28 protein-coding genes, 1 pseudogene and 1 riboswitch are annotated in these 24,337 nt (G+C 43.1%); of the genes and pseudogenes, 10 read left to right on the forward strand and 19 right to left on the reverse strand.

Annotated elements, in window-relative coordinates:
• Positions 1-759 carry an energy-coupling factor ABC transporter permease gene (locus tag P2A85_RS09510; RefSeq protein WP_377479033.1) on the reverse strand — a complete coding sequence of 253 codons (759 nt, stop codon included), beginning with the start codon at positions 757-759 and terminating at the stop codon, positions 1-3.
• A gap of 21 nt (positions 760-780) precedes the next feature.
• Positions 781-928: riboswitch (cobalamin riboswitch) on the reverse strand.
• A 189-nt stretch (positions 929-1,117) separates the two neighbouring features.
• On the opposite strand from P2A85_RS09510, the gene P2A85_RS09515 reads away from it, so the two are divergent.
• A complete protein-coding gene (locus P2A85_RS09515; RefSeq protein WP_377479037.1) occupies positions 1,118-1,900 on the forward strand; it encodes a Uma2 family endonuclease in 783 nt (260 codons plus the stop codon).
• Positions 1,901-2,163: 263 nt separating this feature from the next.
• On the opposite strand, the gene P2A85_RS09520 is transcribed toward P2A85_RS09515, so the two are convergent.
• The gene (locus P2A85_RS09520; protein WP_377479039.1) at positions 2,164-4,293 is read right to left on the reverse strand and encodes a pentapeptide repeat-containing protein; all 2,130 of its coding nucleotides are present in this window, start codon (positions 4,291-4,293) and stop codon (positions 2,164-2,166) included.
• A 15-nt stretch (positions 4,294-4,308) separates the two neighbouring features.
• Complete coding sequence (locus P2A85_RS09525; RefSeq protein WP_377479042.1) at positions 4,309-4,635, reverse strand: hypothetical protein; 327 nt, start codon at positions 4,633-4,635, stop codon at positions 4,309-4,311.
• A gap of 156 nt (positions 4,636-4,791) precedes the next feature.
• Here P2A85_RS09525 and P2A85_RS09530 point away from each other — a divergent pair, with 156 nt between their 5' ends.
• Positions 4,792-5,241 (forward strand): hypothetical protein, encoded by a 450-nt coding sequence (locus P2A85_RS09530; protein WP_377479046.1) that lies wholly within the window; start codon positions 4,792-4,794, stop codon positions 5,239-5,241.
• A gap of 86 nt (positions 5,242-5,327) precedes the next feature.
• On the opposite strand, the gene P2A85_RS09535 is transcribed toward P2A85_RS09530, so the two are convergent.
• The 5 genes from P2A85_RS09535 to folK form a co-directional block, all read right to left on the reverse strand.
• Complete coding sequence (locus tag P2A85_RS09535; protein WP_377479050.1) at positions 5,328-5,975, reverse strand: Uma2 family endonuclease; 648 nt, start codon at positions 5,973-5,975, stop codon at positions 5,328-5,330.
• A gap of 101 nt (positions 5,976-6,076) precedes the next feature.
• Positions 6,077-6,724, reverse strand: a complete 648-nt coding sequence (locus P2A85_RS09540) for a Uma2 family endonuclease (RefSeq protein WP_377479053.1) — start codon at positions 6,722-6,724, stop codon at positions 6,077-6,079.
• 101 nt (positions 6,725-6,825) lie between these two features.
• Positions 6,826-8,274, reverse strand: a complete 1,449-nt coding sequence (locus tag P2A85_RS09545) for an FAD-binding domain-containing protein (protein ID WP_377479056.1) — start codon at positions 8,272-8,274, stop codon at positions 6,826-6,828.
• A 199-nt stretch (positions 8,275-8,473) separates the two neighbouring features.
• A complete protein-coding gene (locus P2A85_RS09550) occupies positions 8,474-9,022 on the reverse strand; it encodes an NUDIX hydrolase (protein WP_377479059.1) in 549 nt (182 codons plus the stop codon).
• 113 nt (positions 9,023-9,135) lie between these two features.
• On the reverse strand, positions 9,136-9,624 hold the full coding sequence (gene folK, locus P2A85_RS09555; protein WP_377479061.1) for a 2-amino-4-hydroxy-6-hydroxymethyldihydropteridine diphosphokinase: 489 nt from the start codon (positions 9,622-9,624) through the stop codon (positions 9,136-9,138).
• A 200-nt stretch (positions 9,625-9,824) separates the two neighbouring features.
• On the opposite strand from folK, the gene P2A85_RS09560 reads away from it, so the two are divergent.
• Positions 9,825-10,292: a hypothetical protein gene (locus P2A85_RS09560; RefSeq protein WP_377479064.1), complete on the forward strand. Its 468-nt coding sequence runs from the start codon at positions 9,825-9,827 to the stop codon at positions 10,290-10,292.
• 214 nt (positions 10,293-10,506) lie between these two features.
• A complete protein-coding gene (locus P2A85_RS09565) occupies positions 10,507-12,858 on the forward strand; it encodes a PhoX family protein (RefSeq protein ID WP_377479067.1) in 2,352 nt (783 codons plus the stop codon).
• Between the two features lie 212 nt (positions 12,859-13,070).
• Here P2A85_RS09565 and P2A85_RS09570 read toward each other — a convergent pair whose 3' ends face one another.
• The 4 genes from P2A85_RS09570 to P2A85_RS09585 all read right to left on the reverse strand — a co-directional run bounded on the left by P2A85_RS09570 (position 13,071) and on the right by P2A85_RS09585 (position 14,596).
• Positions 13,071-13,634 (reverse strand): Uma2 family endonuclease, encoded by a 564-nt coding sequence (locus P2A85_RS09570; protein WP_377479070.1) that lies wholly within the window; start codon positions 13,632-13,634, stop codon positions 13,071-13,073.
• 105 nt (positions 13,635-13,739) lie between these two features.
• On the reverse strand, positions 13,740-14,021 hold the full coding sequence (locus P2A85_RS09575) for a CopG family antitoxin (RefSeq protein ID WP_340524553.1): 282 nt from the start codon (positions 14,019-14,021) through the stop codon (positions 13,740-13,742).
• A complete protein-coding gene (locus tag P2A85_RS09580) occupies positions 13,990-14,274 on the reverse strand; it encodes a BrnT family toxin (protein WP_333266886.1) in 285 nt (94 codons plus the stop codon). Before P2A85_RS09580 ends, P2A85_RS09575 begins: the two co-directional genes overlap by 32 nt.
• Before the next feature lie 64 nt (positions 14,275-14,338).
• Entirely contained in the window at positions 14,339-14,596 is a 258-nt protein-coding gene (locus P2A85_RS09585; RefSeq protein WP_377479075.1) for a hypothetical protein, read from the reverse strand.
• 325 nt (positions 14,597-14,921) lie between these two features.
• Here P2A85_RS09585 and P2A85_RS09590 point away from each other — a divergent pair, with 325 nt between their 5' ends.
• Both P2A85_RS09590 and P2A85_RS09595 read left to right on the forward strand, forming a co-directional pair.
• Positions 14,922-15,302, forward strand: coding sequence for a hypothetical protein (locus tag P2A85_RS09590; protein ID WP_377479079.1), 381 nt, complete (start codon positions 14,922-14,924; stop codon positions 15,300-15,302).
• Positions 15,299-15,625 carry a hypothetical protein gene (locus tag P2A85_RS09595; RefSeq protein ID WP_377479083.1) on the forward strand — a complete coding sequence of 109 codons (327 nt, stop codon included), beginning with the start codon at positions 15,299-15,301 and terminating at the stop codon, positions 15,623-15,625. The genes P2A85_RS09590 and P2A85_RS09595 overlap by 4 nt, the downstream gene beginning before the upstream one ends.
• A gap of 5 nt (positions 15,626-15,630) precedes the next feature.
• Here P2A85_RS09595 and P2A85_RS09600 read toward each other — a convergent pair.
• Positions 15,631-17,032: pseudogene (locus P2A85_RS09600) on the reverse strand (NB-ARC domain-containing protein).
• 282 nt (positions 17,033-17,314) lie between these two features.
• On the opposite strand from P2A85_RS09600, the gene P2A85_RS09605 reads away from it, so the two are divergent.
• On the forward strand, positions 17,315-18,238 hold the full coding sequence (locus P2A85_RS09605) for a GTPase domain-containing protein (RefSeq protein ID WP_377479086.1): 924 nt from the start codon (positions 17,315-17,317) through the stop codon (positions 18,236-18,238).
• Positions 18,239-18,240: 2 nt separating this feature from the next.
• Positions 18,241-18,510 carry a hypothetical protein gene (locus P2A85_RS09610; RefSeq protein ID WP_377479089.1) on the forward strand — a complete coding sequence of 90 codons (270 nt, stop codon included), beginning with the start codon at positions 18,241-18,243 and terminating at the stop codon, positions 18,508-18,510.
• A 519-nt stretch (positions 18,511-19,029) separates the two neighbouring features.
• Here the strand turns inward: P2A85_RS09610 and P2A85_RS09615 are convergent.
• The gene (locus P2A85_RS09615; protein WP_377479092.1) at positions 19,030-19,371 is read right to left on the reverse strand and encodes a type II toxin-antitoxin system VapC family toxin; all 342 of its coding nucleotides are present in this window, start codon (positions 19,369-19,371) and stop codon (positions 19,030-19,032) included.
• Between the two features lie 577 nt (positions 19,372-19,948).
• Between P2A85_RS09615 and P2A85_RS09620 the strand changes: the two genes are divergently transcribed.
• Both P2A85_RS09620 and P2A85_RS09625 read left to right on the forward strand, forming a co-directional pair.
• Positions 19,949-20,392 carry a hypothetical protein gene (locus P2A85_RS09620; RefSeq protein WP_377479095.1) on the forward strand — a complete coding sequence of 148 codons (444 nt, stop codon included), beginning with the start codon at positions 19,949-19,951 and terminating at the stop codon, positions 20,390-20,392.
• Positions 20,393-20,422: 30 nt separating this feature from the next.
• Positions 20,423-20,947 carry a hypothetical protein gene (locus P2A85_RS09625; protein ID WP_377479098.1) on the forward strand — a complete coding sequence of 175 codons (525 nt, stop codon included), beginning with the start codon at positions 20,423-20,425 and terminating at the stop codon, positions 20,945-20,947.
• Between the two features lie 131 nt (positions 20,948-21,078).
• Here the strand turns inward: P2A85_RS09625 and P2A85_RS09630 are convergent, their stop codons facing one another.
• From P2A85_RS09630 to P2A85_RS09650, 5 genes are all read right to left on the reverse strand, one after another.
• Positions 21,079-21,306 carry a hypothetical protein gene (locus P2A85_RS09630; protein WP_377479101.1) on the reverse strand — a complete coding sequence of 76 codons (228 nt, stop codon included), beginning with the start codon at positions 21,304-21,306 and terminating at the stop codon, positions 21,079-21,081.
• Between the two features lie 171 nt (positions 21,307-21,477).
• Positions 21,478-21,966, reverse strand: a complete 489-nt coding sequence (locus tag P2A85_RS09635; protein WP_377479103.1) for an MAE_28990/MAE_18760 family HEPN-like nuclease — start codon at positions 21,964-21,966, stop codon at positions 21,478-21,480.
• Positions 21,967-22,067: 101 nt separating this feature from the next.
• A complete protein-coding gene (locus P2A85_RS09640) occupies positions 22,068-22,283 on the reverse strand; it encodes an MAE_28990/MAE_18760 family HEPN-like nuclease (RefSeq protein ID WP_377479106.1) in 216 nt (71 codons plus the stop codon).
• The gene (locus P2A85_RS09645) at positions 22,283-23,404 is read right to left on the reverse strand and encodes a DUF262 domain-containing protein (RefSeq protein ID WP_377479108.1); all 1,122 of its coding nucleotides are present in this window, start codon (positions 23,402-23,404) and stop codon (positions 22,283-22,285) included. The genes P2A85_RS09640 and P2A85_RS09645 overlap by 1 nt, the downstream gene beginning before the upstream one ends.
• 164 nt (positions 23,405-23,568) lie before the next feature.
• The gene (locus tag P2A85_RS09650) at positions 23,569-24,165 is read right to left on the reverse strand and encodes a Uma2 family endonuclease (protein ID WP_377479111.1); all 597 of its coding nucleotides are present in this window, start codon (positions 24,163-24,165) and stop codon (positions 23,569-23,571) included.
• Positions 24,166-24,337 lie beyond the last annotated feature (172 nt).

Raw genomic sequence — 24,337 nt, forward strand, 5'->3', positions numbered from 1 at the left:
TTAAGACTCCTGTTTCAATAATTTCAGAATTTCCAACTCCGGTTGCCCGTAAGAATGTAGCCAATTCCACACCAATAAAGTCAGCAATCCTTCACTAATAGCCAGGGGTACTTGAGTAATCGCAAAGATGCCAGCAAACTTGATAAACGAAGCCAAAAAACCGCCATTCCCAGCCGGAAAAGCTAACGCCAACTGCATCGAAGTCACCACATAAGTCAGCAAATCAGCCAAAGCTGCGGCACAAAAAATTGCCAACCGTTGCCTACCAGTTCCCATCAGCAACTGATAGATAAAATATGCAGCAAAGGGCCCCACAATCGCCATCGAAAACATATTAGCTCCCAGCGTTGTCAGCCCGCCGTGAGCCAACAAAACCGCTTGAAAAAGTAGCACTAAAGCACCGAGTACCGCCATCACCGAAGGACCAAACAAAATCGCACCCAAACCCGTACCCGTTGGGTGAGAACAACTCCCCGTTACCGAAGGAATCTTCAAAGCAGAAAGCACAAAAGTAAATGCGCCAGATAAAGCTAATAATAGTTTAAGTTCCGGGTGTTCTTTGGTAATTCGGGCGATCGCACGCAAACCTACCACAAAAAAAGGCAACGCCACAATCCACCAAAACGCAGCCCATTGCACAGGCAAAAAACCTTCCGAAATGTGCATAGCAGCGGCCGGTGTCGCCGAACCCAAAACCAGATAACAACTCAAGCCAGCCATCAATCCAAGACTGACAATTTTGCGACTTCGCGCCTTCATCAAGTACCTCGCAGATGAGACTAATTAAACCAACGCATCGGCGGGCATCCTGACTCAAAAAGCTACAGGGCTTTCATTACAGTTGCGGGACAGCGTTGGACTTCCACCAAACTTTCCCCATTACCTCCAATGGCTGCTCCCCATTAGAACCGACTTGTTAGATTGAGTATAGTCGATCGCGCAACTCTGGGCCGATATTTTACAAAAATTCTGATTAAATCAGTCAAAATTAGCGATCGTCTTCTCTTCTCTTCTCTTCTCTTCCTTCGTGTCCTTAGCGTCTTCGCGGTTAATTCAATAAATAATATCGCCAAACAAATCAAAGCTATAATGTTACTAAGTTTTGAGGAAAGCCGCAATGTTAAAGTACAACTTGCCGAGGAACTTGCCCTCAGCCGACGAACTACCAGACTCCGATGAAACACCAGTGGATAACGAACTGCAAGAACTAATACCAGGGTTGCTAAAAGCAATCTTGCTCATACTTTGGTCAGAACGCATGGACTGGCTTTTTGGCATAGATATGGGTATTTATCATCACCCAGACGAACCAGCCATTGTGCCAGATGCTTTCTTAAGTTTAGGAGTAGAAAGGTTTTACGACGAAGAATTGCGTCCCAGTTACGTGCTGTGGGATGAAAATGTCATGCCACTTTTCGTGCTAGAAGTTGTTTCCCCAACATATCGCAAGGAATACAGCACAAAATTAGAAATTTATCAAGATTTAGGCGTACTTTATTACGTCATTTATTCTTCCCGCCGCCGTCGTAAACCTCATTTGGAAGTACACAAGTTAGTCAATGGGAAGTACGAGTTACAGCCAGGAAACCCTGTTTGGATGCCAGAAATAGGCCTGGGAATTGGTTGTGAAAGGGGAAACTATTCTGGGGTGACAAGAGAGTGGTTGTATTGGTATGATGCCGATGGCACACGCTATCTGACACCTGAAGAACAAGTGAAACAATCAGCGCAGCGTCTCCAACAGGAATCACAACGTGCCCAACAGGAAGCTCAGCGTGCCCAACAGGAAGCTCAGCGTGCCCAACAGGAAGCTCAGCGTGCTGAACAATTAGCTCAACGTTCCGAACAATTAGCTCAACGATTGCGAGAGTTGGGAGTCGATCCTGATAATCTCAATTAATTGCAAAATCTCGTTCTTAGAACCCCGACTTCTTCAAGAAGTTGGGGTTTTATAGCAATCCTAAATCATATCAAATCCGGTAACATCGGAATTATTCATCTCTCTTATCTCCCTCTGTGTTCTCTGCGTTCTCTGTGGTTAAATCATTCCGATGCAGCCGGAAACGATATCATTCATGAGGATTTGTAGGGGTAGTGCCCCTGTGCCTACCCCAGCATAAGCGGGGGCAACCACGGGGGGATTGCCCCTACAACTCTATTGGGTTATTTCTGCGGGCATTTCGGATGAAGGCCACCCTGCAAACAAATATAAGCAATTTGACTTTGCTCTAAATTTTTAGCATCAGTAAAATCAACTCCTTGCAATCTACCCGATTTAGCACCCGCAGGACTTTGAATAAATTGATCGGAAGTATCTTTCCCTATAAACACCGCACCTTTAAAATTTGCTCCGGCTACATTCGCGCCCCTAAAATCAGCCAAACTCACGTCCGCATTCCGCAAGTTAGCATCTTGCAATCTTGTGTCTTTTAAATTGGCGTTTGCGAGTTTAGTGGAACTCAAATCAGCTTTTTGCAAGTTCGCGCCGTTCAAATCTGCACCGGATAAATTAGCACCTTGCCATTCCGATTTTTCCAAATTGGTCAAGGGTAATTGAGCGCCTTGAGCTTTGACTTTTCCTAAACGCGCACCAGATAAATTTGCTCCAGACAAATTGGCACTCCCGATATCTGCACCAGTAAAACTTGCATCTTTTAACATTGCTTGCTGCAAATTTGCTCCGATTAAAATAGCACTGCTAAAATTAGCTGAATTCAAATTCCCGTTGGAAAAATTAGCTTTGTTCAAGACAGCGCGCACAAAGCTAGTGCGATTCATTACAGCACTATTCAAAAATGCTCCGGTCAAATTTGCCCCTTCAAAATTGGCTCCACTCAAGTCAGAAATCCAATCGTCAAATGTACCTGGTCGCCTGTCTTCCCCGGTGCCATAGAAGCGAGTTCCCTGCAAGCTGGCATTGGTGAGACTCGCATTTTTTAGCTTAATTCCAGACAAGTCAACTTTGTCTAATACTAATGTAAATTGAGCAGGACCGGCCGCGCTTTGGCTTAAATCTGTGCGGCTCAAATCTGCGCCGTTGAGCTGGCTGCTATACACTGTGAGAATTTTGCCGATCGCCCTTTGTACTGTGCGCTGGCGAACTGCCGCTAACTCCCGTTCCTGGGTCTTACCGCCGTAGCGCAGGGAATCGAGGTCGTTGCTAAAAGCTTGGTTCAACCGCTGCAAGTAAGGCAAAGATGAAGGTCCGGTACTGACTAAAGCTTGCTGGATCGCATCTAGCATAGTCCGATTGTCTTCTTGAGCTAGTAAATCGGTTAGCAGCGGTACGGCGCGGGAGTCTTCCACTGTTCCCAAGGCTAAAATTGCCGATCGCCGCCCTGCGGTCCCGTTAGCGGAATTGGGAGATAATTTATTAACTAAAGCTAAAAATACTTCGTCGTTTCGCTGCCGAGAATCTCGTAAATTTGCTTGACTTTGAATGTAGACTTGAGTGCCAATAAACAGAGTGAAAATCAATCCCGAAGTACCAATGGTGGCAATCACTAAAGTCGCCCCCGGATGTTGACGAATCCATTGCCACAGACTGTCATTTTCTGTGGTCTGTGTTTCGGGAGTCAAGACCAAAGCGGCAATCTGGGCATCTTCCTCTGTCCAATCTTCACTCTTCACCGGAGTGATAGATAATTGGTTCGATCGAGCATTGACAACCAAAGTATTCGCGAGGCGATCGTGTCCAGTTTTTCCGTGGTGGCGAAAAGCAAAAGCCCCATCTACCAGCATTGCCAAGCCGCTGAGCCCCCCTAAAATGATCAAATCTGGAAAAGCACCGCTCAAGCGCCACAGGCCGTAAGCGACACCCAGAGGCACACCCCAGCGTCCCAAACTTTCCCGAATCAGGACTCGCACCAAACCCGGAGGAGTACCGGATGCTGTGACAACTTTCACCCCAAACCAGCGTTTAGGCAGAGTTTGACCGGTTCTGGCGAGTAAAAACAGTTCCCAAGCTGCCAGAACCGCTGGCGCCATCAGTGCCGCGGACCAGAATAGATTAGTCAGGGGTGCGACTCTGGGGTTGCGATCGCGCACAGGTATCCCTAAAGTACGGGAAACTGTCTCAGATGCTGCTGCTATTGACGAGTTGAGTGGCACTGTTTGAGCATCCCGATTCACCAACGCCCCGATACTGAAGGGAACTAGGGCACTAGCTGCGACTAAGGAAATTTCAACTACCCAAGCGCCACACCTGCGCACCAGCAGTGGCATTTGCTTGGATTGTGAGGGCCAAGACGGATCGGGTTGATTAATGCCACTGGGGGCGGTGGGGCTAGCCATATTCAAAATTTCCTATTAATTGTCGTTAGTATTTGAGGAATCTGGAGTAATTGTCAATTTATACGCTATGTAGATTAGCACTCCCAGAACGGCAAGGGTCATCAGGGCAGAAATTAGCTGTACAACTGTATTGAAGACTGTCAGGAGAATTATCGCCCCCACGCCAAAGACTGCTACTTTACCTGGTTTTGGGAGGCTTTGAAACCTATGAAGAAACTGATTGTAGAAGGTTTCGACGGCGGGGTAGTTGTCTAAATTAATTTTGATTAGTGGCGATCGGTCTAGTCTAGCTTTTAGTTCTCCGAATGCTTGCTGCCAGTTGAAATTATTTTGATAATTCATAAAAAAAAATTGGGGAGTTACTTTAACTGTACCTTTGTCATTCTAGTACGGTCACATTGATAACAGTCACAAGAGCGTGTTCGGAATCGCCGATCGTCCTCTACCCTCAAAGAAGTGGAAACTTCCGCTATTGTGTTGGGATCAATAAGGATAAATATGAAGATACACTATCCGTGCGATCGCGCCAGACCGAAGTTAAGGTCGATCGCCACTTTAACCTTGGCAATGATTTTAGCTGCTACAGGCACTGTTAGGAGCCAACCACTACAAATTGCTCCGGGATTTCCCGAACCGCTAACTATGTCTGGAGTTTCCGGCGGCCCCAACAATAGTGGCGATTGCGGTTTTGTCGCCCCAGGGCCAAACCACGTCATCGAAGTCACCCAAGATTTACCTCACTGGCGGATTGCAGTACAAACCACTGGAGCTCCGAGTTTGATGATTCAAGGGCCCAGGGGGCGTTTCTGCGTCCTACCGGCCAATGCGGCTGCTACGACGGTAGAATTTTCCGGTTATGGGGATAAGGGAACCTATACTATTTTTGTAGGCGATCGATCTCAAGGCCAACACCCCTATTCTCTCTCTATTTCTCAGAAACGAAACTAAAAAAAACAACTGGACTTTAGATCAATATTTGTAATTGGGCATAGGGCATCGAGAAACAGTCAGGTTTGTAGTCATAACTTAAGTCCTCAATGCATGATTTGTTCCCTCACCCACTTACGAAACAATCTGAGAGTTTGACTCGTACCCACCGTTTGACTTTGTTCGCAATATTGAGAAATAGCTTCAACAATTGGCAAATTGGGAAATATTAAACTAATTTCAGATCCCACATATTTCCCATCTTCAAGCACATTAATTTCAAGCTGATTATTTTCATACCGCCAAATCTCCGGTACTCCCAGCGCCTCGTAAGCATCTAATTGAGTCTTGGAAGTTAGATCCACTTCAATTGCCAAATCCGGTGGCGGATCGATAGTTAAATCAACGCGCTTTTTACCAATCATTCGAGCATAATTCTGAATATAAAAACAGTTGTCAGGCTCAATTCCCTGCAACATACTCTTGCGCTTGAAAGTAGTCGAACCAAAACATTCTCGATCGAGTTCGAGTTCTTCGAGTAGAATCTTGACCATATCGCCAATAATTTCTTTATTAAATTCGTGTTCTGGTAGTGGCATCCTAATCTCCAAACTTCCTTGACTGTAAGCTATTCTAGAGGCACGGTGTTCTCCCAACTCTTCTAAAATTGCTTCAAAGTCCTCCCAGTTGACATCATGGAACAACACTCTATGTCCAGGCGGTACAGTGATTTGTCTTAATTGCAGAGCTACCATTTGAATCTCCGATTTATTTAATTTTATGATAACTTGTCTCTATCAGTAAGGACATTGGGAAACAGTCAAATTTGTAAAGTTTGTACTGAGGACTTAAGTCCTCAATGCATGATTTGTTCCCTCACCCACTTACGAAACAATCTGAGAGTTTGACTCGTGCCCGCCGCTTGACTTTGTTCGCAATATTGAGAAATAGCTTCAACAATTGGCAAATTGGGAAATATTAAACTAATTTCAGATGCCACATATTTCCCATCTTCAAGCACATTAATTTCAAGCTGATTATTTTCATACCGCCAAAGTTCCGGTACTCCCAGCGCCTCGTAAGCATCCAGTTGAGTCTTGGAAGTTAGATCCACTTCAATTGCTAAATCGGGTGGCGGATCTACATTCAAATCTATGCGCTTTTTTCCAATCATTCGAGCGTAATTTTGAATATAAAAACATTCATCAGGCTCAATTCCTTGTAACATACCTTTCCGCTTAAAAGTCGTCGAACCAAATGGTTCAAACTCGATTTCTAGTTCCTCAAACAAAATTTTAACTAAATAACCAATAATTATTTTAGCTTTTTCGTGTTCTGGTAGTGGCATCCTAATCTCCAAAGTTCCTTGACTGTAAGCTATTCTGGAGGCACGGTGTTCTCCCAACTCTTCTAAAATTGCTTCAAATTCCTGCCAGTTGACATCATGGAACAGCACTCTATGTCCAGGCGGTACAGTGATTTGTCTTAATTGCAGAGTTACCATTTCAACCTCCAATTTATCTAAGTTTATGATAACTTGTTTGTAATGGCAATTGGGAATCGGGCATTGTTGACTGTTAACCAATAACCAATCACCAATAACTATTAAACTATTTTTTGCTGTTTATAAAGTTCCTTAAACTTACGCTGCTGCTCATTATGATCTACGACGCGATCGGGATAAGGAAGAAATTTGCGTTCTAAAGGCAAAATATTTCCAGTTAGCAAAAGTTTCGTATCTACTCGGCGCAATTCAGGAACCCAGTGCCGAATATATTCCCCTTCCGGGTCAAATTTTTGAGCTTGACTCACGGGATTAAATATGCGTAAAGGCTTCGGGTCCATACCACTGGATGCACTCCACTGCCAGCCACCATTATTAGCAGAAAGGTCGCCGTCAATCAATTTTTGCATAAAGTATTTTTCCCCCCACTGCCAGTTAATAATTAAATCTTTAGTGAGGAAACTAGCGACTATCATCCGGCACCGATTGTGCATCCAACCAGTCTGATTCAACTGTCGCATTGCCGCATCTACAATCGGATAGCCAGTTTTGCCTCTACACCAGGCTTGAAAAAGTTTTTCATCATTTTCCCAAGGAAAGTCTTTGAACGCTTGACGGTAAGGCCCATCTGCTAATTCAGGAAAATTATACATCGCGTGTTGATAAAACTCTCGCCACGCTAATTCCTGTTGCCAAGTACGGATATTTGTCCGCCCTTCTTCGTTGCGACAATTATCCATTAATATCTGGGTAGCTTGCCAAACTGTGCGGATGCCGATGGCACCAAATTTGAGCGCAGGGCTGAGTTGGGATGTGCCATTAATTATGGGAAAATTGCGTTGGTCTTGATATTCGTAAATTGCCAAATCACAAAAATCTTCCAATTTTTCTTGCGCTGCATTTTCGCCTGGTTCTATTAACAAGGGATTTTCCCAAATAAAGCCCAAGTCTCTGGCGCTGGGCAATATTTCCATTGCACCGGCTTGGCGTGCAATTTCTGCTTCTGCTGCGCTTAATCCTGTCATTTCTTCTAGAGAAATGATTGGTAGTGTCTCTACTGGTTGGGTTTTGGGTAGGCTGTTCCATTTTTTCCAAAATGGTGTATAAACAGTATAAGGATTTCCCGTGCCTGTGCGAATTTCCTCTGGGGCGTGCAGTAGTTGATCCCAGAAATTTTTGACTTGAATTCCTGTTTGTGCTAGGGCATTTGATACTGCCAAATCACGTTTTTTTGCATAGGGTTCCACATCCAGATTCCAAAATACTGCTTTGGCATTTATAGCTGTGGCTAATCTGGGGATGGCTTCACTAGGTTCATCTTGAATTATCAGTAATTGACTGCCCGATTCAGCGTAACTTTGCTGAAGTTTTTGTAAACATCCCATCATGTATGTGACTCTGGCGGGCGCTACGTCATCTAGATTGAGGAGATGGCGATCTAGACAGAAGAGACCTACTACTTTCGGGCTTTGTTGCCTTGCTGCTGCTAGTCCGATGTTATCACAAATACGCAAATCTCGGCGATGCCAAAATAAAATTAGATCAGACATTAGATTTTAGATTTTAGATTTTAGATTTTAGGATACATACGGGATAAAAAATCCGGTGGTAGAGCCCTTCGACTACGCTCAGGATAAACTGCGTCGAAACCACTGATTCCGGGCTGCGACTACGCTCAGCCTACGATTTTTTCCCGGTGGTTGAGCCCTTCGACTACGCTCAGGATAAACTGCGTCTAAACCACACATTTTAAGTTAAAAAAGGACGGGCTAAGAAGAAGCTAGAAATGGATTTTGCATCAATTGGTTCCCCAGATAAAATCGCTTTTTCTAATTCTTCAGGACTGAATAAAACGGTTTCCATGTCTTCATCATCGTCTTGTGCTGGTGGCTTGTCCAGTTTTTCCAAATCTAGGGCTAAAAAAGCATAAATGATTTCATCTGAATAACCGGGGGCTAGTAAAAATTCCCCTAATTTTTGCCATTTACCGGCGCGATATCCTGTTTCTTCTTCGATTTCGCGTTTAATGGTTTCGGCGGGGTTTTCATTAATTTCTATGGTACCAGCGGGAAATTCTAAAATTCGCCCTTGAGCCGCAAAACGATATTGTCGCACCAAGACGAGTTTACCTTCGGGGGTGACTGGTACTGCGAGGGCTCCGCCTGGGTGACGAATACACTCCCATTCGCCTTCGGCACCGTTGGGAAGCCGGAGAGTGGCTACGTCAAAATTAAATTTGCGTCCTTGGTAAAATAGGCGTTGTTTGAGGATTTGGGGTAGTTCTCGATCGCTCGACATAAGCAATAAATGAATAATTTGAGACTGTACTGATTTATGACATCATATCAAATCCGGTTGCATGGGCATGAGAAATTGGGAATTGAGAAGTGATAATTAGTTTTGTGTGTTTTCTAGACTATCATTTTTTCTATTCCCGAAAAATCTGCCGTTTGGACCATTTGTCCGATCGCACTTCCTGTCACCGGATGCACCCAATCCGGGGCAATTTCTGCCAAAGGGACTAATACAAATGCTCTTTCTGTCATTCGGGGGTGAGGTAGAGTCAGCGTCGGAGTTTGTAGGACTAAATTATCATATAACAGCAAATCCAGATCGAGGGTTCTGGGTCCCCATTTTTCTTGGCGAATTCGATTAAATTTTATTTCTATTTCTAGTAACTTGGCTAGCAGTTGTTGTGGTTCTAGGGTAACTTCTAGGATGGCACAGGCGTTGATGTAATCGGGTTGTACTGGCCCGACTGGGGCTGTTTGATACCAGCTTGAATGAGATTTTACTTCTATTTCTGGGGTGTTGTTTAGAGTTTCGATCGCGCTTTTGAGAATTGTGAGGGAGTCCCCTAGGTTGCTACCGAGGGCGATGGCGCATTTTGTTGATTTCATTGGAATTTGAATTGGAATATTTTAACCGCAGAGAACACAGAGAACGCAGAGGGAGATAACAGAGATGAATAAGTCTGATGAAGAGTGGATTTGATATAAGTCTCGATGGTTCTGTAACAAATTGTTTTAATTTTAGCTTAATTTATGCTTAATCTTTGTTGATTATACTTGATAAGTATCAGTGTTTAATTTGCAAATTAATGAGTTTTTACCGTCTCCTTTTGTCTGCCTTGATTCTAGTCACTATTAATTTTATATCAAGTACATCGATCGCCTTGGCTGAAACTAAGGAAAGCTATCTTACCGTAAATTCCGATGATAGTCAATCTTTTGCCAATTTAGTGCAGCAGGCGGAAGATTTAGCGAAGGAGTCGATCGCCCAAGAATTCCAAGAAAATCCCGGATTGACAGAGGTGACGATTATAGTTACAGCGGATCGCAGCAGACGAATGGTTCCTGTTTTGCGATCGAGAGTATCTCGCAACCAGTGGCAGAAAGATTCCAGAATCGAACAGTGGACTAGATATTTTGCCGATGCTAAATACCTCTTGGGATTCAGAGAGGGTAATATCTCATCCTCAAATTCTGGGCCTTCGCAAATTATTAACGTACCAGCACCCAGCCGACCGGCCTCCCGACAAAACGATCCAGGCTTTCGAGATGACTAATGGGGAATTGGGAATTGGGAATCGGGAATCGGGCATCGGGCATCGGACATCGGTAACAAATAACCAATAACCAATAACAAACAACAAATAACCAATCATTAACCAAAATATAATCTCACTTTAATTAACCTTCATGTTAACTTCCCTTAATTTAACAACGATAAGATCTCATAGATAATCATCAGATTAAGGATGTGGGGTTGAACAGGAATTTATGTCTAAAATAACTCGCCGACAACTGCTAATTTTCTTCGGTAGCAGTGCAGCTACAACTGTGCTTGCACCTCAACTAACTGAAACACTATTCGGCCTCAATTCCACTTCGGCTGAAGCTGCGTTCAGTCCTATATCTTTCACTCCATTAAGACTTCCTCATCCACTGCCAGTTTATCAAGAATTGTCCAGCTTTATGCCGACGGGCCTAAACGGACAAGGAACTGTGATGGCGGCTTCGCAGGATACTAAATTAACCAGCTACAGCGTTGTTGACGATGTGGTTGTACCACCAGAATACGAACGCTATGTGATTCTCCGCTGGGGCGATCGCGTTTTCCCCGATCTATCCGACTATTTCGGCTACAACAACGACTACACAGGCTTCGTAGGCCTTCGCGGCAGCAATGACGACGGCTATCTCTGGGTTAACCACGAGTACATATCCTTCCCAATGTCGAAACAGGCACCGGAAACGCCGACAGATTTGGCATCATTTCCCGCAACCGATCGCGCCGTCATCGGTATAGACTTATCTGTAAAGAATCGCGCTACCCTGGGCGAATTTTTGTACAACATGGGTGGTTCCATCGTCCGCATCACCAAACAAGCCAATGGTCGATTTGGGGCGATCGCCCGCGACCCCCTCAACCGACGTATCCACGGACTTTCCGGCCTCGGAATCAACAGCCAGCGTGCCGACCAATACCAAGATGTCACATCCTGGGGAAGCAGACAAGGCGACAACAACTATCTTACAGGTACCGGCCCGGCAGCCACCCAAGTTTTCGCCCAAGTCAACAGCGACGGGCTGGGAAACCGGATCATCGGTACAGCCTACAACTGTTCCGGCGGCACAACCCCCTGGGGTACCATCCTCTCCGCCGAAGAAAACTTCCAAGGTAGCGAACTATTCTTCGTCGGAGTTCAGGAAAACATCAAACCCAACGGCGGCCAAACCAGCTACGCCAAGGGCACTACCGGTGAAGAATTCGGCTTAGTCGGCGAAAAATACGGCTGGATGGTAGAAGTCGATCTCCAAGATCCGAATTTCCGCCCCCGCAAACACACTGCTTTAGGTCGTTTCCGCCACGAAAACGTCGCGATGCGCGCCGAAGCAGGCCGCAAGTTAGTAGTGTACATGGGTGACGATCGCCGCGGCGGACACACCTGGAAATTTGTCAGCAACGGTACTGTCACCAATCCGGCAGATAAAAACAACAGTCGCTTGTTTGAAGACGGCACTTTATACGTCGCCCAATACAATCGCAACGGTGCGGGAAGATGGCTGCCGCTGACAATCAATTCCCAAACCAATCCAGTAAGTCCCAAAAAAATGGGCGAAGCCGAATTAGCAAGTTTTGGTAAAGCTCAAAGAGATGCCAATACTCGTTTACCCAAACGCGCAGGAATTGCCGGTCAAACCGAGGATGGCGGTTCTTTTGTTGTCGATACAACTAATGAAGCAACAGCACTCCCAGGCTACAGAAATAAAACTCTTGCTAATTTCTATAGCAGCCAAGGTGCAGTTTTAGTTGATGCCTTTTTAGCTGCTAATTTAATTGGTGGCACTCCGACGGCACGCCCTGAAGATTTGGAAATTCATCCTACAACTAAGGAAGTTTTCATTGCTTATACTGACGGCGCACCGGGAAGCGACGGCTATCCAGATTCTCGCATTTTTAATGTTGCGAAATACACTGCCGCCCTCAACAGCGGTCAGCAGTCGGGAGGAATTTACAAGATAATTGAAGATAGTTCCGACGGTGCGGGTTCGACATTCCGGTGGCAGCGTTTTGCTCAAGGTGGAGAAGCCGGTGCGGTAGCTGGGGCGGGATTTGCTAGTGTAGATAATTTAGCTTTTGACACTCAAGGTAATATTTGGGGTGTCACTGATATGTCTACTAGCACGCACAACGGTTTTGATGTTGGCGCTGCTGGAAAACCCGCTGCGATCGACCACAAGAAGACTGGTAATACATCAGAATTTACTGGTGTTTTCGGCAACAATTGGCTGTTTTACATTCCAACGAACGGCCCGAATGCAGGAAGTGTAATTCCCTTTGCTTACGGACCGAACCGATGCGAAATCACTGGACCAACTTTTATCGGAGATACGCTGGTAGTTGCGGTGCAGCATCCAGGGGAAGATTGCCCGATCGATGATGGTACTGTACTCAGCCGACAAATTGAAATGTTGGATTTGAACGGTGCTGTTTTCAATCAGACTCGGACTGTTTCTCGTGGTAGTTTGTGGCCGAGTAATATCTCCAATGATTCCCGTCGTTCCCCCATGCCTTCGGTGATTGGAATTCGTCGCGTGCGATCGACTACAACTGGTCAGTTTGTTTAAATAGGACTGACGATAAAGGCTCAGAAACCGGGTTTTTTAGGAATCTGGAGTAAGATTAAATCAACCGCGAGGCACGCGAAGGAAGAACCCCCCCCAAGGGGGGAAAGAAGAAGGTACTGTTCTTTCTTCGCGCTCTTCGCGTCTTCGCGGTTCGTTCAAATAATAAAAACTCCCTAGGACAATTAATATCAAATCCCTTGGGCTTTAAATTATTAAGAAAATTGTACTTGGCGATATAAATCGGCGATCGCAATTTCTAGATTCACCGATTCAAGTTGCAAGGAATCGCCCAAACCATACTCAGAGAGAACCCATTGCCCCTGTTGATTGCGCCGAAACATCTCTACTCCTGGCTGTTCAACTTGCACCAATACATACTCTTGCAGTGTTGAAAATTGGCGATATTTCGCAAATTTAATACCGCGATCTACTGCCTCGGTGGAAGGCGATAAAACTTCGATAATCAAGGCAGGAAATTGCACTAATTGTGGATCGTTATCGCGATCGTCGCAAGTTACCACAACATCAGGATAAAAATACTTTCGCCCTGGTTCCACTTGGACTTTGACATCCGCCATGTACATCTCGCAAGGGCGATCGATAAGGGCATCATCCAGGAGCTTGGAGAAGTTGAAGGTAATCCGATTGTGATTGCGGGTGCCGCCACTCATGGCGACGACTTCGCCATCCCAATATTCGTAACGTTCCTCTTGGGTGGGTTCCCAAGCCAGGTATTCTTCTGGGCTCATCGATAGGCGATCGGGTAAGGCAACCATAATGCGATCGAGAATGAAGTATGTTTCTAGAATAGCTTGAAGAAAAGGGCGATCTGATTTTGGATTTTAGATTTTAGATTTTGGTTACAACTCATTGTTGTCCCTTCACGCTATTTCTTTGCTAAGTTTCTCCTGCACCCACAAATTCAAAAGCGTTTCTGGAGAAACACCTTGACGTTTAGCGATGGAACGAATTTGCTCTGATAAAGTTACTTCAACACGATAATATATGATCTCAGATTGAAGATTTACTGAAAACTCAGCAGCATCAGTTTCCTCCCAATAATCTGCCAGATCGCGATCGTCCCAAAACTCGCCTATTTGCTGATAAGATTCAGCTTCTGAGATAGCACTTTTACGTTTTCTGGTATTTTCTTCGTTCAGCATTTGTCATGTCCCGTGCAGATAAAATTAATGCTTGCCTATCTTCTTTATAAACAAAGAAAACAATCAAGTAGCGTCCGGCATCAGTTTGTCCCAAAGCAGCGTAAACATTTTCACCCTGACGATGCCCTTTTTCGACAAAGCGGAAAACTGCAAAGTTCTCAAAGACTTCTCTAACTTCTTGTGGGCTAACAGAATGTTTTCGAGCTAGTTTTTCAACGATATCCTCTAGCCAGATAAAGCCCGTGATTTCCACTTGATTTATATGTCCTTATCACTGCTCACTCCTAGTGTATCATAGAATGCCAGCAATGGTTGTATCAATTACATCGAGGTGCGATCGCATATTGCTTCAACACAGGCGGCACAGTGTAACTACTTCCTTGTTGTTCTATCCAGCAGCGCCGCGATAGAGATTGCAGCGCATTTGCCAAATCTGGTAGCGGAATTGTATCATTTTCAAGTAATTTTATGCGATCGACTGGCTGGCTTTCTTTGGCCAACAAGGAAATTACTTGTTTTTCTAGTTCCGAAAGGCGATCGAACTTAGGTTTTGTAATTTGTTTGGGAATGCCCAATAGGTTATGATATGTTTGTTTGCAGTTCAGTTTTTCTCCGGTAATACCAATTTTTTATGAGGCTGCATAGAATCCGATCCCCCCTAGCCAAGAGGGCGGGCACGGGGGCACCGCCCCTACTAAGGGGGGGACAAGATTCTTCTCAAAGTCCCCCTTCTTAAGGGGGATTTAGGGGGATCGGGATCTGATTGGAGAGTTTGAAAACACGCCCTAGCCCCCCTTAATAAGGGGGGGACAAGATTCTTCTCAAAGTCCCCCTTCTTAAGGGGGATTTAGGGGGATCGAGATATATGCAACAACCCATTAAATTGGTATAAGGTTAAAGTTGATTTTTGATGAAGGTAGGCAATTAGAGATTGTGCAGGCAATTGAGCGGGTGAGAGACGGAATTCTCTGGAAACCTGGAAAAGCAATGTCTCATTTACTTAAAAGGATTAATTTAGGGCATTTAGAGCCGGACGCGACCCTTGAAGAATATAATGGAGTTATCAGTTTTATTGTTAGGGATGCTGACGCTAAAGTTTATGTGTACGTCTACGGAAAAACGTTTTATCCGACAGTTACCAGCAGTGTAAACAACACCATATGGCTGGTAATGATGGGCTTGGATGGAGTTTTAGAAACGGCTTTTCCTCCAAAGGAACCGGAAAGCTACCTGGCTAATTCAATGTTTATTTATGTAGGTTTAATTAAGGATTTGTTATGAATATTTTGGTAAACAACTATTGTGTAATGGTTGAATTTCCTGATGTGAGTGGGGCTGAACATTTAGAAATGTTGCAACTTAGAGATGAGTTGGCAAAAGTTGAATCTCAACTGAGTGAGGAAGAGAAGGGTTTATTAGCAAATGCCGATCGACGGTTAGTTGAACAAGCAAGGGAGTTTTATGAGGAGTTGTCGAGATTTGTGGATTTAACCGAGAAGCGCAAATTTGAGGAGATTACACCTCAGCGTTGGTGGTGGTATTTGGATGTTTTGGCATTGTTGCCGAATTTGATGAAACAAGAGTTGACAAGCGGTGTTGTTTGAAAAGTTTATTCATTGTCGATGTTTGTTAAGTGGGATAATCTAGTTTTGATATACTGCTTCATTATAGGTGACAGAGTGTAAAAGTTTGCTTGTTGTTCTATCCAGCAGCGCCGCGATAGAGATTGCAGCGCATTTGCCAAATCTGACACCGGAATTATGTCATTTTCAAGTAATTTTGCCCGATCGACTGGCTGGCTTTCTTTCGCCAACAAGCAGATTACTTGTTTTTCTAGTTCCGATAGGCGATCGAACTGCTGCTGCAAAACATTTCAAATCTTCTGGTAACAATATGGTATCATTTGGTAATAACTCAGTCACTGCTCCTCCCAACTCTTGAATCAGACTCGCCACGCTTTTTAACCATAGGGGATTCCCTTGGTAGCGATGAATGAGAGTTTCACTGTTGTCGCTTGCTTCTAACCCATAATCTCTCAGGATTTCCCGTCCGGCTGCGATGTCTAAACCTTTGAGTTGTAAAGTACGAATGGGAGTATTTTGGTTTTTAACTTGAGTCACTTCTCTGGGTTGTTCCCAACCGATTAGCAGCAAGCAACTTTGATGGGATAATTTTTCTATTTGTTTGAATAAAGAGCGATATTCTTCGCATTCTGGTTTGTATTTTCCTGCCGATTCGCCGCTACAGAAAAGATTGTGAACGTCATCTAAGACTATTAAACAGCGATGGTTTTGCAAATACTTAATCAGCGGTAAGCGTTTCTGGTTTGTTGGGGAGAAATCTTGTTTTTCTGAATTGGATAAAAGCTGTATTAGGTTAGATTGAAATTTATCTATGGTGGGGAATTCGTCTAGGGTGTACCAAGCTGCGTACTCAAACTCGTCTTTGATTTGTTGTACGAGTTGTACTGCTAGGGATGTTTTGCCGATGCCGCTGATGCCGATGAGGGTGATGAGGCGGCTGTGTTGTTGTAGAATCCAGGTGGTGAGGGTTTGGAGTTGGGGGGTGCGATCGTAAAAAGCACCTAATTCTGGCATCTCGCTTAAATCTTGATGTGGAGTTTCAGGTTGTTTTGTGTTAGATGTTTCTTGATTTGGTGGGGGTTGGTTTGGTGTATTCGGTGGGTGTCTAGCTTGTCCACAGATGTTAACACTACCAACTCCAACATAATCTACAACATTTGAAAATATGGAGACTTGCCACCTTTCCATTGCCGATCGAAAATTTGTTTTATTAACATCTTCTCCCAACTCTTCTGAAAGTATCTGCCATAATTGCGATCCGATTTCCCGGGTGCGACTTTCAGAACAGTCAAAGTCTTTGGCTATTTGCTTGTATGTCTCACGTTGTAGAGTTCCCCGCAGTACCGCTGCTTGTAAATCGTCAAGGTGCTGACCCGTTTTAACAAATACTATATCATCAGCGAATTTTAACATTTCTTTAAGATTCATCTGGTTTGGTAGATGCGAGTTTTTTTGTATTGTAGCTCACATCTGCCAACATTTTCGTACAATTTCGTACAGTCTCGTACAAAACCAGATGAAAGAGAGTGAAACTGGGGGTAAATTGGCGGCAAAATAGGACATTTTGGGGCTAGACAAACCTTTGATTTGTAAGGAATAATGGGAAAAGTATAAAGCGTAAATTCAAAGATTAAACCCTTGCCGCTTTATAGCCTCTATTGTTGTGTTAAAATGTTGTGTTAAAACGCCTTAATCGTGTTGTGAAATGATATGAGCCGTAAGAGCCGTAAGGGTCTAGCAATCATAAGTATTTACTTATTCCTCTTAATTGTTATTATAGGGTGGATATTTTCTTCTAATTTTTCACATCCAGAAGCTGCTGTAGCTATTGTAATTTTCGTATCGAGTGCAATTGGAGCATTGTTATTTAAGCCTCTCCGAGACGAATTAGATTGTTTTATTGGTAATTTTTTTATCAAAAAAAGAATTTATAGAATTTGCATTTTTGGTCGCCCTGGCAGTGGTAAAACTACTTTTATAGAAACTGCTTTTACGCTCGCCGATCCCAATAAAAATAGAAAATCAACTGATGATTTTGACTATTATCATTTCCAGATTCAGTTCGGATTAAAGAACTCCCCCCTGCTGGAAGTGGCAATAGCGGACTACAAAGGGCAAAAGCCCAGTCAGGTAATACTGGAAAGTTCGCCAGACTTTTTTGGTGCTAAAGACAGTCGTGTAATTAATGCGATTTTATTCATTGTAGATCTTGTCCCTAGAAAAAGTGACGAACATGGCAACCCGCTTAATGATGAATCTCTACTTAAGTGGCTTAGTGAGGGAAATATCTTAGAGAAAATAAAATTAAGAGTTCAAGAACAATACCAATATATTAATGAAGCTTCCTTAGAATTACTCCTTACTAGCTTACATAGCAAAAACTTGAAGAGTGTTATATTTGCGATCAATAAATTAGATATAATTGATAAATTGATCGATCGCGGACATTTAGATATCAGCCAATTTCAGAATTCTAGAGAGTATGCTGAACATCATTTTGAAAAGATGATCGGAGAAATTTCTAGAGCTTGTTCGGAATCGAAGATAGAAAATTTTTCAAGTTTTACAATATCTGCAAAAAAGACAGACGATCTTAGACCTTTAATCCGCCGTCTATTAACAGGAGGGAATTGAATATGTCTGAAGAACCACCGAAATATAGCGATTCTGGAGAACAGGTAGACTATAAAGTTATCAAGTCTTATGGACGTGCAAGTAGATCCATTGTACCCAAGAACTTATATTATACAGTTGCTGTTTTTATCATCGTTTTAATTTATTTTGTGACAATTTTTCAGACATCAAAATTTAGAGAAACAGTGGAAAAAAGAGTAACACAATTGGAAAAAAGAGTAACGGAATTGGAAACAAAGCTTACTAAACTAGAATCTCAGCGATCGAGATAAATTTATGTTCTGAGAGACCTTATCGGTTAGCTTGATGCTCCTGAAACCCAACCACTTTTTCCCCTCACCATCTTATCGCGTTGGAAATTGTCTGAGGTACGCGGTCCTTACACGGCAGGTAGCAGGTAGGGACACGGCAGTGCCCTATCCCTACTCAGGCGATCGCGCCACCACAAGAAACCGCTTCCAACCCAGAAACCGGGTTTCTCAAATAGCTGTTGCATCTCAACCGATATTTGGTTAAGAAACCCGGTTTCTCATCCCCACGCGATACGGCCCAGAAACCGGGTTTCTCAGATATCTTTTGTCTCCCAACCGAGATTTTATTCAGAAACCCGGTTTCTCACCCACGCGATACGGCCAAACCCAGAAACCGGGTTTCTCAGATCACTTTTGTCTCCCAACCGAGATTTTGTTCAGAAACCCGGTTTCTCACTCCCACGGGATAATCATTTGTGAACTTCTTACTCCCTCCCCTTAATAAGGGGAGGGTTGGGGTGGGGTAAAAAACTTTACGACTCATTTAGGATTGCTATAGCAGCCATCATAAGCTGTGATACCATAGTCCAATCCAATTTGAACAGCTTTATTCATTAGCTCTTTGGTTGAAGTAACTTGAAATCGTAAAGCTTTTAAGTCACTTAGATCGGCCTGAACTTGTTCGGCAGTGTAGAGTTTAGCTCGAACATACTTCCAAAGAACATTAGCACACTCAATATAAAACAGATCTGGCACAAAAAACTCAACAGCCGGATCGTCAAGACAATCGAATAATTGATTAACTTTAGGAGTCAAAGGATCGACGATAAACTGCTTAATACAAATATTTGTATCCAGTACCCATCGTAGCGGAACTGTCATCTGTTGCGATCCTCTCGAATCAAAACAGTGCTATCCGTTAATCCAAAATCCCTTGGATTAACTCTAGGACGACTGCGAATCCTTTGTAGGATTGCTGACGTTAGTTGGCTTTCTTGCGCCCGATCTATCATCACCTTGTCGGACTCAAACGATTGCTTCAATAGATGAATTACTGCCTCATTGAGAGTAAAATTTTTTTCAGAGGCAAGACATTGAATACGAGTGTATAATTCATCGGGTAGATTTTGAATCTGAAGTGTAGCCATTGCCATTTCATAGTTACTTTATTCATTATATCACAGTTTAACTCAAGCGTCAATGTTCAGAAACCTGGTTTCTCAGATAACTCAGGCATCGCCGCCAAGATTTTATTTAGAAACCCGGTTTCTCACCTCACGCGATCGCCAGAAACCGGGTTTCTCAGATAACTAAAGCATCGCCGCCGAGATTTTGTTCAGAAACCCGGTTTCTCACCTCACGCGATCGCCCGATCGCGCATCAAGAGCGATCGCGTGAAACCAATGCAGCAATTACCTTATGATTAGTCTGGCGATCGTGTTAGGCTGATGAAACGCTGATGACAAGACTCTATTATCGAGGCATGGCAGAAGAAAACGGTAAACCCAAAATCGGACGCAATGCGAGGCTACTGGGAGTCAGACCCGCTATTGACATTGATGTTGAGCAAGTGCCCAAAGAATGGTTGGATGAACAAGGTTATTTACGGCCAGAAACAGAGCGCAAGTCTTCAGAGGAATCTGTCACTGTAGCTATTAGAAACACAAAAGGAATGTCCGTATCCCTATCTATCGAAGGCTTGCCACCATTTCGCAAACCCCCCAAATTTGGCGGCACAGGAAAAGATCCTCTTTGGCAGATTGACGACAGCAAGATCGTCGGAGATATTGAAGCTGTACAAGATAGTCCAACTCATGTCAGTATTTTGCCAAGCGCTACAATGCTTTTAGAGAAATATGAAACAGCCCTCGCCCAGACACAAAGCGAATGGGAGAAAGTTTGATAGTTTAATTTAGTCAAGGGGAGAACAGCAATGGCATGGGTGTTTAGCTTATCGGCTGAATGTGGGACAAAGCAATCTGAAGCAGAGCAATTTGCTCAATATTTCAATCAAATTTCCTGGACGATCTCAAACGGTAGACATTCCCAATGTCGGGCAGAAATTTTTCAGGATATAGAAGAAAATTGGTGGTGCCGAGTTTGTCCAAGTGGCATCAGTGAGATTGGGATAGACACTCCAGAAAGTGCTTATTTAATGACAGAAATAGGTATCTTTCTGTATCAGAGTTTGCGGTTTGCTCCGCCGTTTCGGTATGCTTTAGTGGGTATGGAAGTAGACGAGTTTAGAACCTATAGCGAATTGATTGAAGAATCGGCCTTGGTTTTTCCAGGATTGGTTTTAGCTGAAGCTGTTTGGCAAGCGATTGGATCGTCTTCGCTTTTTCGACCGTTCAGTCTTGGATATGTTTGGAAGCCCTATGAAGGTGAAGTTTATAGACCACTAATAGCATCGCCCGAACTAAAGAACAAGCTTGATGAATTACTGAGTGTGGGGTAAATCCCTTCAGTGGATCGATCGCCCTTCGCAGCAAATACCAAACAGTGCGCTGATTGTTTGGTATGATGTCGAACTCTTCAGTTGTTTCAAGTCTTTTAGAAAAGCCTGACGGTATTGAACTTCCAAGATAATTATTCCTCAAGATAAGCTAAGGCTTCCGAGCGATTTAGCAAGGGAGTATTAACAGCTTCATCCATTGCTTTGTTCATGCAATAATCTTCTACCGCACCCGCGAGTTTATCGACAGAAACTTCTTCATTAGGTAGTAGTAGTTGTCGCCATAGCTCAATAGGAATCACCACAGCGCTTACATCTCCGTCTTTGTTCGTAAGATATTCAATATTTAACGTTGTTTCCATGTCAGACTCCAGAAACTTCCTGCAATTCTAGCTTACCTGAGAGTGCTTTGGCAAGATCGGGTTTAAAATATCAAGTAAACATTGGTAGCTGTCGCCCACCAAAAAAAGCGCGATCGCCCTTCGCAGCAAATACCAAACACTGCGATAATTGCACGAGTTGCGATCGCCCGTCTAAGGTGAATTCCGCATAAAATCCTTATTAACAGCAGCATTTTCTATCTGATTACGGAATACATCAAGCATTCCCATAATTTCTGTGTGTAACTCTATATACTCTTCTCTGTCAACCGTCAAATAGTTACCATCTGCAATTTCGTTTCTTGTTTTCAAAAGCTTAATATCGATTAACACGGACTTAGTAGAGTAAACCGAAAAGTCTATTCCCAGAGTACAAGTTATTTCCTTCAAAATGTCAGAAGACAGATTGGATGCAGTAGAAATTGCATCTTTGTCTTTGTATGGCAAAGAGCATTTAGTATTTAAGTTAGAAAGGAAGAAATCACAAACAGGTATATATAATGATGGTTTATTTGTGTCTCTCGCCTCATTCAATTTTGTCTTCATTGCCAGAGCTAGAAAATTGCTACTAAGCTGATCGTAGCGAAGCTTTTGCATAGCAACATACTCTAGGTAATACCAATTTAATGTGAAGTTGCACATATTCCGATCCCCCTAAATCCCCCTTAAGAAGGGGGACTTTGATTGGACTCTTGTCCCCCCCTTCTTAAGGGGGGTTAGGGGGGATCGAATTCTATGCAGCTTCATAAAAAATTGGTATAACTATTTGATGCTAATTTGACAAAACCTTCCCAATGAGCATAGAGAATACATATTCCACTCCGAATCAACGCACTATGCCTTTGAGGAGAAACATTTCTCGCTTCTACCAAGGATTTGATTTCCGAAAGTTCCTTCTTTCGCCAAGCAAGATCAGTTGAAAGCTTATCACTTAATTGTTCAGCAGTTCGGATACTCATTAGGGTGAAAATACTTCTCTACCAAGCGGAATCAGGTAAGGTAAACGTCTTGCAGCATTCACGCCTGCTCCCGACCATTTTTGATAAGTTGGATGTGACCAAATACCTTTTATTTTATCAGATATCTGGTTTGTTTGAGGTAGATTTTTATAGTTATATCCGATTCCCAATGCTACCACTTCATATGCCGATAATAGAAAACCACCAAGGAACCTGTCTTGTTCAGATTTATATCTTTTGAAACTATCCTCACCTGTAGTTTCATTCAGAAGATCGAATGTTGTTTTGAATGCAGTTTCTATATGCTGATAATCTAATTTTTTATTAAGAGCCATTTCACGCATTTTGTCGGTCAGAAAAACGCTAACATCACCACCCAATTTTTGAAGGCTTATCTCATCTTGATCGAATAGAAGTATGAAGCGCAATACTAACTCCATATCATACTGCTCTTCATAAAGCCTATCACTTAAAGCCGTACATTTTTTGAATGATTCATAATCTGCCAGCGTTCGCATCAATTGATATAAATTTTTATTCAACATCAAAAGAATACAATTTCTCACTTCTTGAGGTGTAGCAACTGAACCTCCTGTATTCAGTCGCTGAAAGAGCTCATATTTAATCATTTTGTCGCTTTCTTTCTCAACAATATTGACAGCAATTTTTGAGCGCTTAATCAATAAACGTTGTGTTTGAGTGAAAGAATTATCTTTGTCATTTGGATCGTCCCATTTTTTACCTTCTAAAGAAGCTAAATATGTAGTTTTTTGTATAGCTACTGGATGTGCATTGTTTTCTGATTCATCTTTTTCTGATTCATCTTTTTTCAAAAGACCGACAAATTCATATATTGTTGATAGTCTCTGAACACCATCTACAACATCCCAAACACCATCATCTCTTTGGCTCACAAAAATTGGTGGAATAGGTATACCTAGCAAGATTGATTCTATGAAGGTTGATTTTTGATGATCTGACCAACGGAAAAATCTCTGAAAATCTGGATGAATATCAATCTCACTCTTCTCATAAAGGCTGATCCACTCTCCAATAGACATTGAGTAGCCATCAGTCCTAATTTCTTGCCTTGTTTTGTCAATCTCATCTTGCAGGGACATAGTTCAATGTGTATTAAATGTTGTTATGTATAACCATTTTTGTAGAATAGGGATACTTAGCCATTCTACTGTGTTCCGTTGCGCCTGACAAAAAGTCAGTCTTTAACCATGTAGATTATACCATATCAAACGATTTCTTGCGTAACTCTGATTAATTAACCAAATTACTGCGGACGAATTCCCTTAATAAACTCCTGTCTTGCCTCAATTATTGAAGGCATTAAAACGCAACGCACCAGCAATTCTAAATCCAATTCCGGCAACAACTCACTTCTTGAAACTTGCTCATAATTATCCTCGCGCAGCCCATAAACATCAAGCCGATTATTTTCCCAAAACCAGACTTCAGGGATGCGAAGTCGCAAATACTTAGCTAGTTTATTTGTACTCCCGCTAGTCATCGTCACTTCTATTGCTAAATCGGGATGCTCTTTCTTTTCACCTATATAATAAGACTCATCAGGTTCAAATGAAACATCTTTGGTTTTATCCCTGCGAGTAGCACTACCTACAGGAAAGAATGTAATTCCGAACTCACAAAAGTATGCTTCCAGCAATATAGCGATCGCCTTTTTAAAGCTTTCATGATCTTCGCCCAGTGTCATAAACTCGATCCACCCATCAAGATAAGTTATCCGCAAACCAGAAGAGTCTCCCATCAAAGATTCGAGCGCCTCAAATTGCTCCCAACTATAATAACCAGGGAGAACCAATCGCTGTTCGGCAAGGGTAACTGTTTCTTTTAAAAGTTGTGCTGTCATAGGTATCACCATCCTATTTTAAATATTATATCAATTCCGGCTGCGCCGGAATGATATAGAGGACACGGCAGTGCCGTTTCCCTACCGCTATCAATTGTAGGGACAAAGGCACTGCCCATAGGTGTCAACTTAAGCCTGAAAGCCTTGATAAATCTCGTTTTTACCTGAGTCC

Origin of the sequence: Microcoleus anatoxicus (assembly GCF_042465725.1) — a bacterium.
GTDB classification, from domain to species: Bacteria; Cyanobacteriota; Cyanobacteriia; order Cyanobacteriales; family Microcoleaceae; genus Microcoleus; species Microcoleus anatoxicus.

Excerpts from the sequence above, each read along its gene's own strand:
- P2A85_RS09645 (WP_377479108.1), bottom strand. The coding sequence starts at position 23,404 with ATGTCCCTGCAAGATGAGATTGACAAAACAAGGCAAGAAATTAGGACT.
- P2A85_RS09550 (WP_377479059.1), bottom strand. The coding sequence starts at position 9,022 with ATGTCGAGCGATCGAGAACTACCCCAAATCCTCAAACAACGCCTATTT.
- P2A85_RS09615 (WP_377479092.1), bottom strand. The coding sequence starts at position 19,371 with ATGACAGTTCCGCTACGATGGGTACTGGATACAAATATTTGTATTAAG.
- P2A85_RS09530 (WP_377479046.1), top strand. The coding sequence starts at position 4,792 with ATGAAGATACACTATCCGTGCGATCGCGCCAGACCGAAGTTAAGGTCG.
- P2A85_RS09535 (WP_377479050.1), bottom strand. The coding sequence starts at position 5,975 with ATGGTAGCTCTGCAATTAAGACAAATCACTGTACCGCCTGGACATAGA.
- P2A85_RS09540 (WP_377479053.1), bottom strand. The coding sequence starts at position 6,724 with ATGGTAACTCTGCAATTAAGACAAATCACTGTACCGCCTGGACATAGA.
- P2A85_RS09595 (WP_377479083.1), top strand. The coding sequence starts at position 15,299 with ATGAATATTTTGGTAAACAACTATTGTGTAATGGTTGAATTTCCTGAT.
- P2A85_RS09560 (WP_377479064.1), top strand. The coding sequence starts at position 9,825 with ATGAGTTTTTACCGTCTCCTTTTGTCTGCCTTGATTCTAGTCACTATT.
- P2A85_RS09510 (WP_377479033.1), bottom strand. The coding sequence starts at position 759 with ATGAAGGCGCGAAGTCGCAAAATTGTCAGTCTTGGATTGATGGCTGGC.
- P2A85_RS09525 (WP_377479042.1), bottom strand. The coding sequence starts at position 4,635 with ATGAATTATCAAAATAATTTCAACTGGCAGCAAGCATTCGGAGAACTA.
- P2A85_RS09640 (WP_377479106.1), bottom strand. The coding sequence starts at position 22,283 with ATGAGTATCCGAACTGCTGAACAATTAAGTGATAAGCTTTCAACTGAT.
- P2A85_RS09625 (WP_377479098.1), top strand. The coding sequence starts at position 20,423 with ATGGCATGGGTGTTTAGCTTATCGGCTGAATGTGGGACAAAGCAATCT.
- P2A85_RS09545 (WP_377479056.1), bottom strand. The coding sequence starts at position 8,274 with ATGTCTGATCTAATTTTATTTTGGCATCGCCGAGATTTGCGTATTTGT.
- P2A85_RS09620 (WP_377479095.1), top strand. The coding sequence starts at position 19,949 with ATGACAAGACTCTATTATCGAGGCATGGCAGAAGAAAACGGTAAACCC.
- P2A85_RS09520 (WP_377479039.1), bottom strand. The coding sequence starts at position 4,293 with ATGGCTAGCCCCACCGCCCCCAGTGGCATTAATCAACCCGATCCGTCT.
- P2A85_RS09570 (WP_377479070.1), bottom strand. The coding sequence starts at position 13,634 with ATGGTTGCCTTACCCGATCGCCTATCGATGAGCCCAGAAGAATACCTG.
- P2A85_RS09650 (WP_377479111.1), bottom strand. The coding sequence starts at position 24,165 with ATGACAGCACAACTTTTAAAAGAAACAGTTACCCTTGCCGAACAGCGA.
- P2A85_RS09575 (WP_340524553.1), bottom strand. The coding sequence starts at position 14,021 with ATGCTGAACGAAGAAAATACCAGAAAACGTAAAAGTGCTATCTCAGAA.
- P2A85_RS09630 (WP_377479101.1), bottom strand. The coding sequence starts at position 21,306 with ATGGAAACAACGTTAAATATTGAATATCTTACGAACAAAGACGGAGAT.
- P2A85_RS09635 (WP_377479103.1), bottom strand. The coding sequence starts at position 21,966 with ATGTGCAACTTCACATTAAATTGGTATTACCTAGAGTATGTTGCTATG.
- P2A85_RS09605 (WP_377479086.1), top strand. The coding sequence starts at position 17,315 with ATGAGCCGTAAGAGCCGTAAGGGTCTAGCAATCATAAGTATTTACTTA.
- P2A85_RS09565 (WP_377479067.1), top strand. The coding sequence starts at position 10,507 with ATGTCTAAAATAACTCGCCGACAACTGCTAATTTTCTTCGGTAGCAGT.
- P2A85_RS09515 (WP_377479037.1), top strand. The coding sequence starts at position 1,118 with ATGTTAAAGTACAACTTGCCGAGGAACTTGCCCTCAGCCGACGAACTA.
- folK (WP_377479061.1), bottom strand. The coding sequence starts at position 9,624 with ATGAAATCAACAAAATGCGCCATCGCCCTCGGTAGCAACCTAGGGGAC.
- P2A85_RS09610 (WP_377479089.1), top strand. The coding sequence starts at position 18,241 with ATGTCTGAAGAACCACCGAAATATAGCGATTCTGGAGAACAGGTAGAC.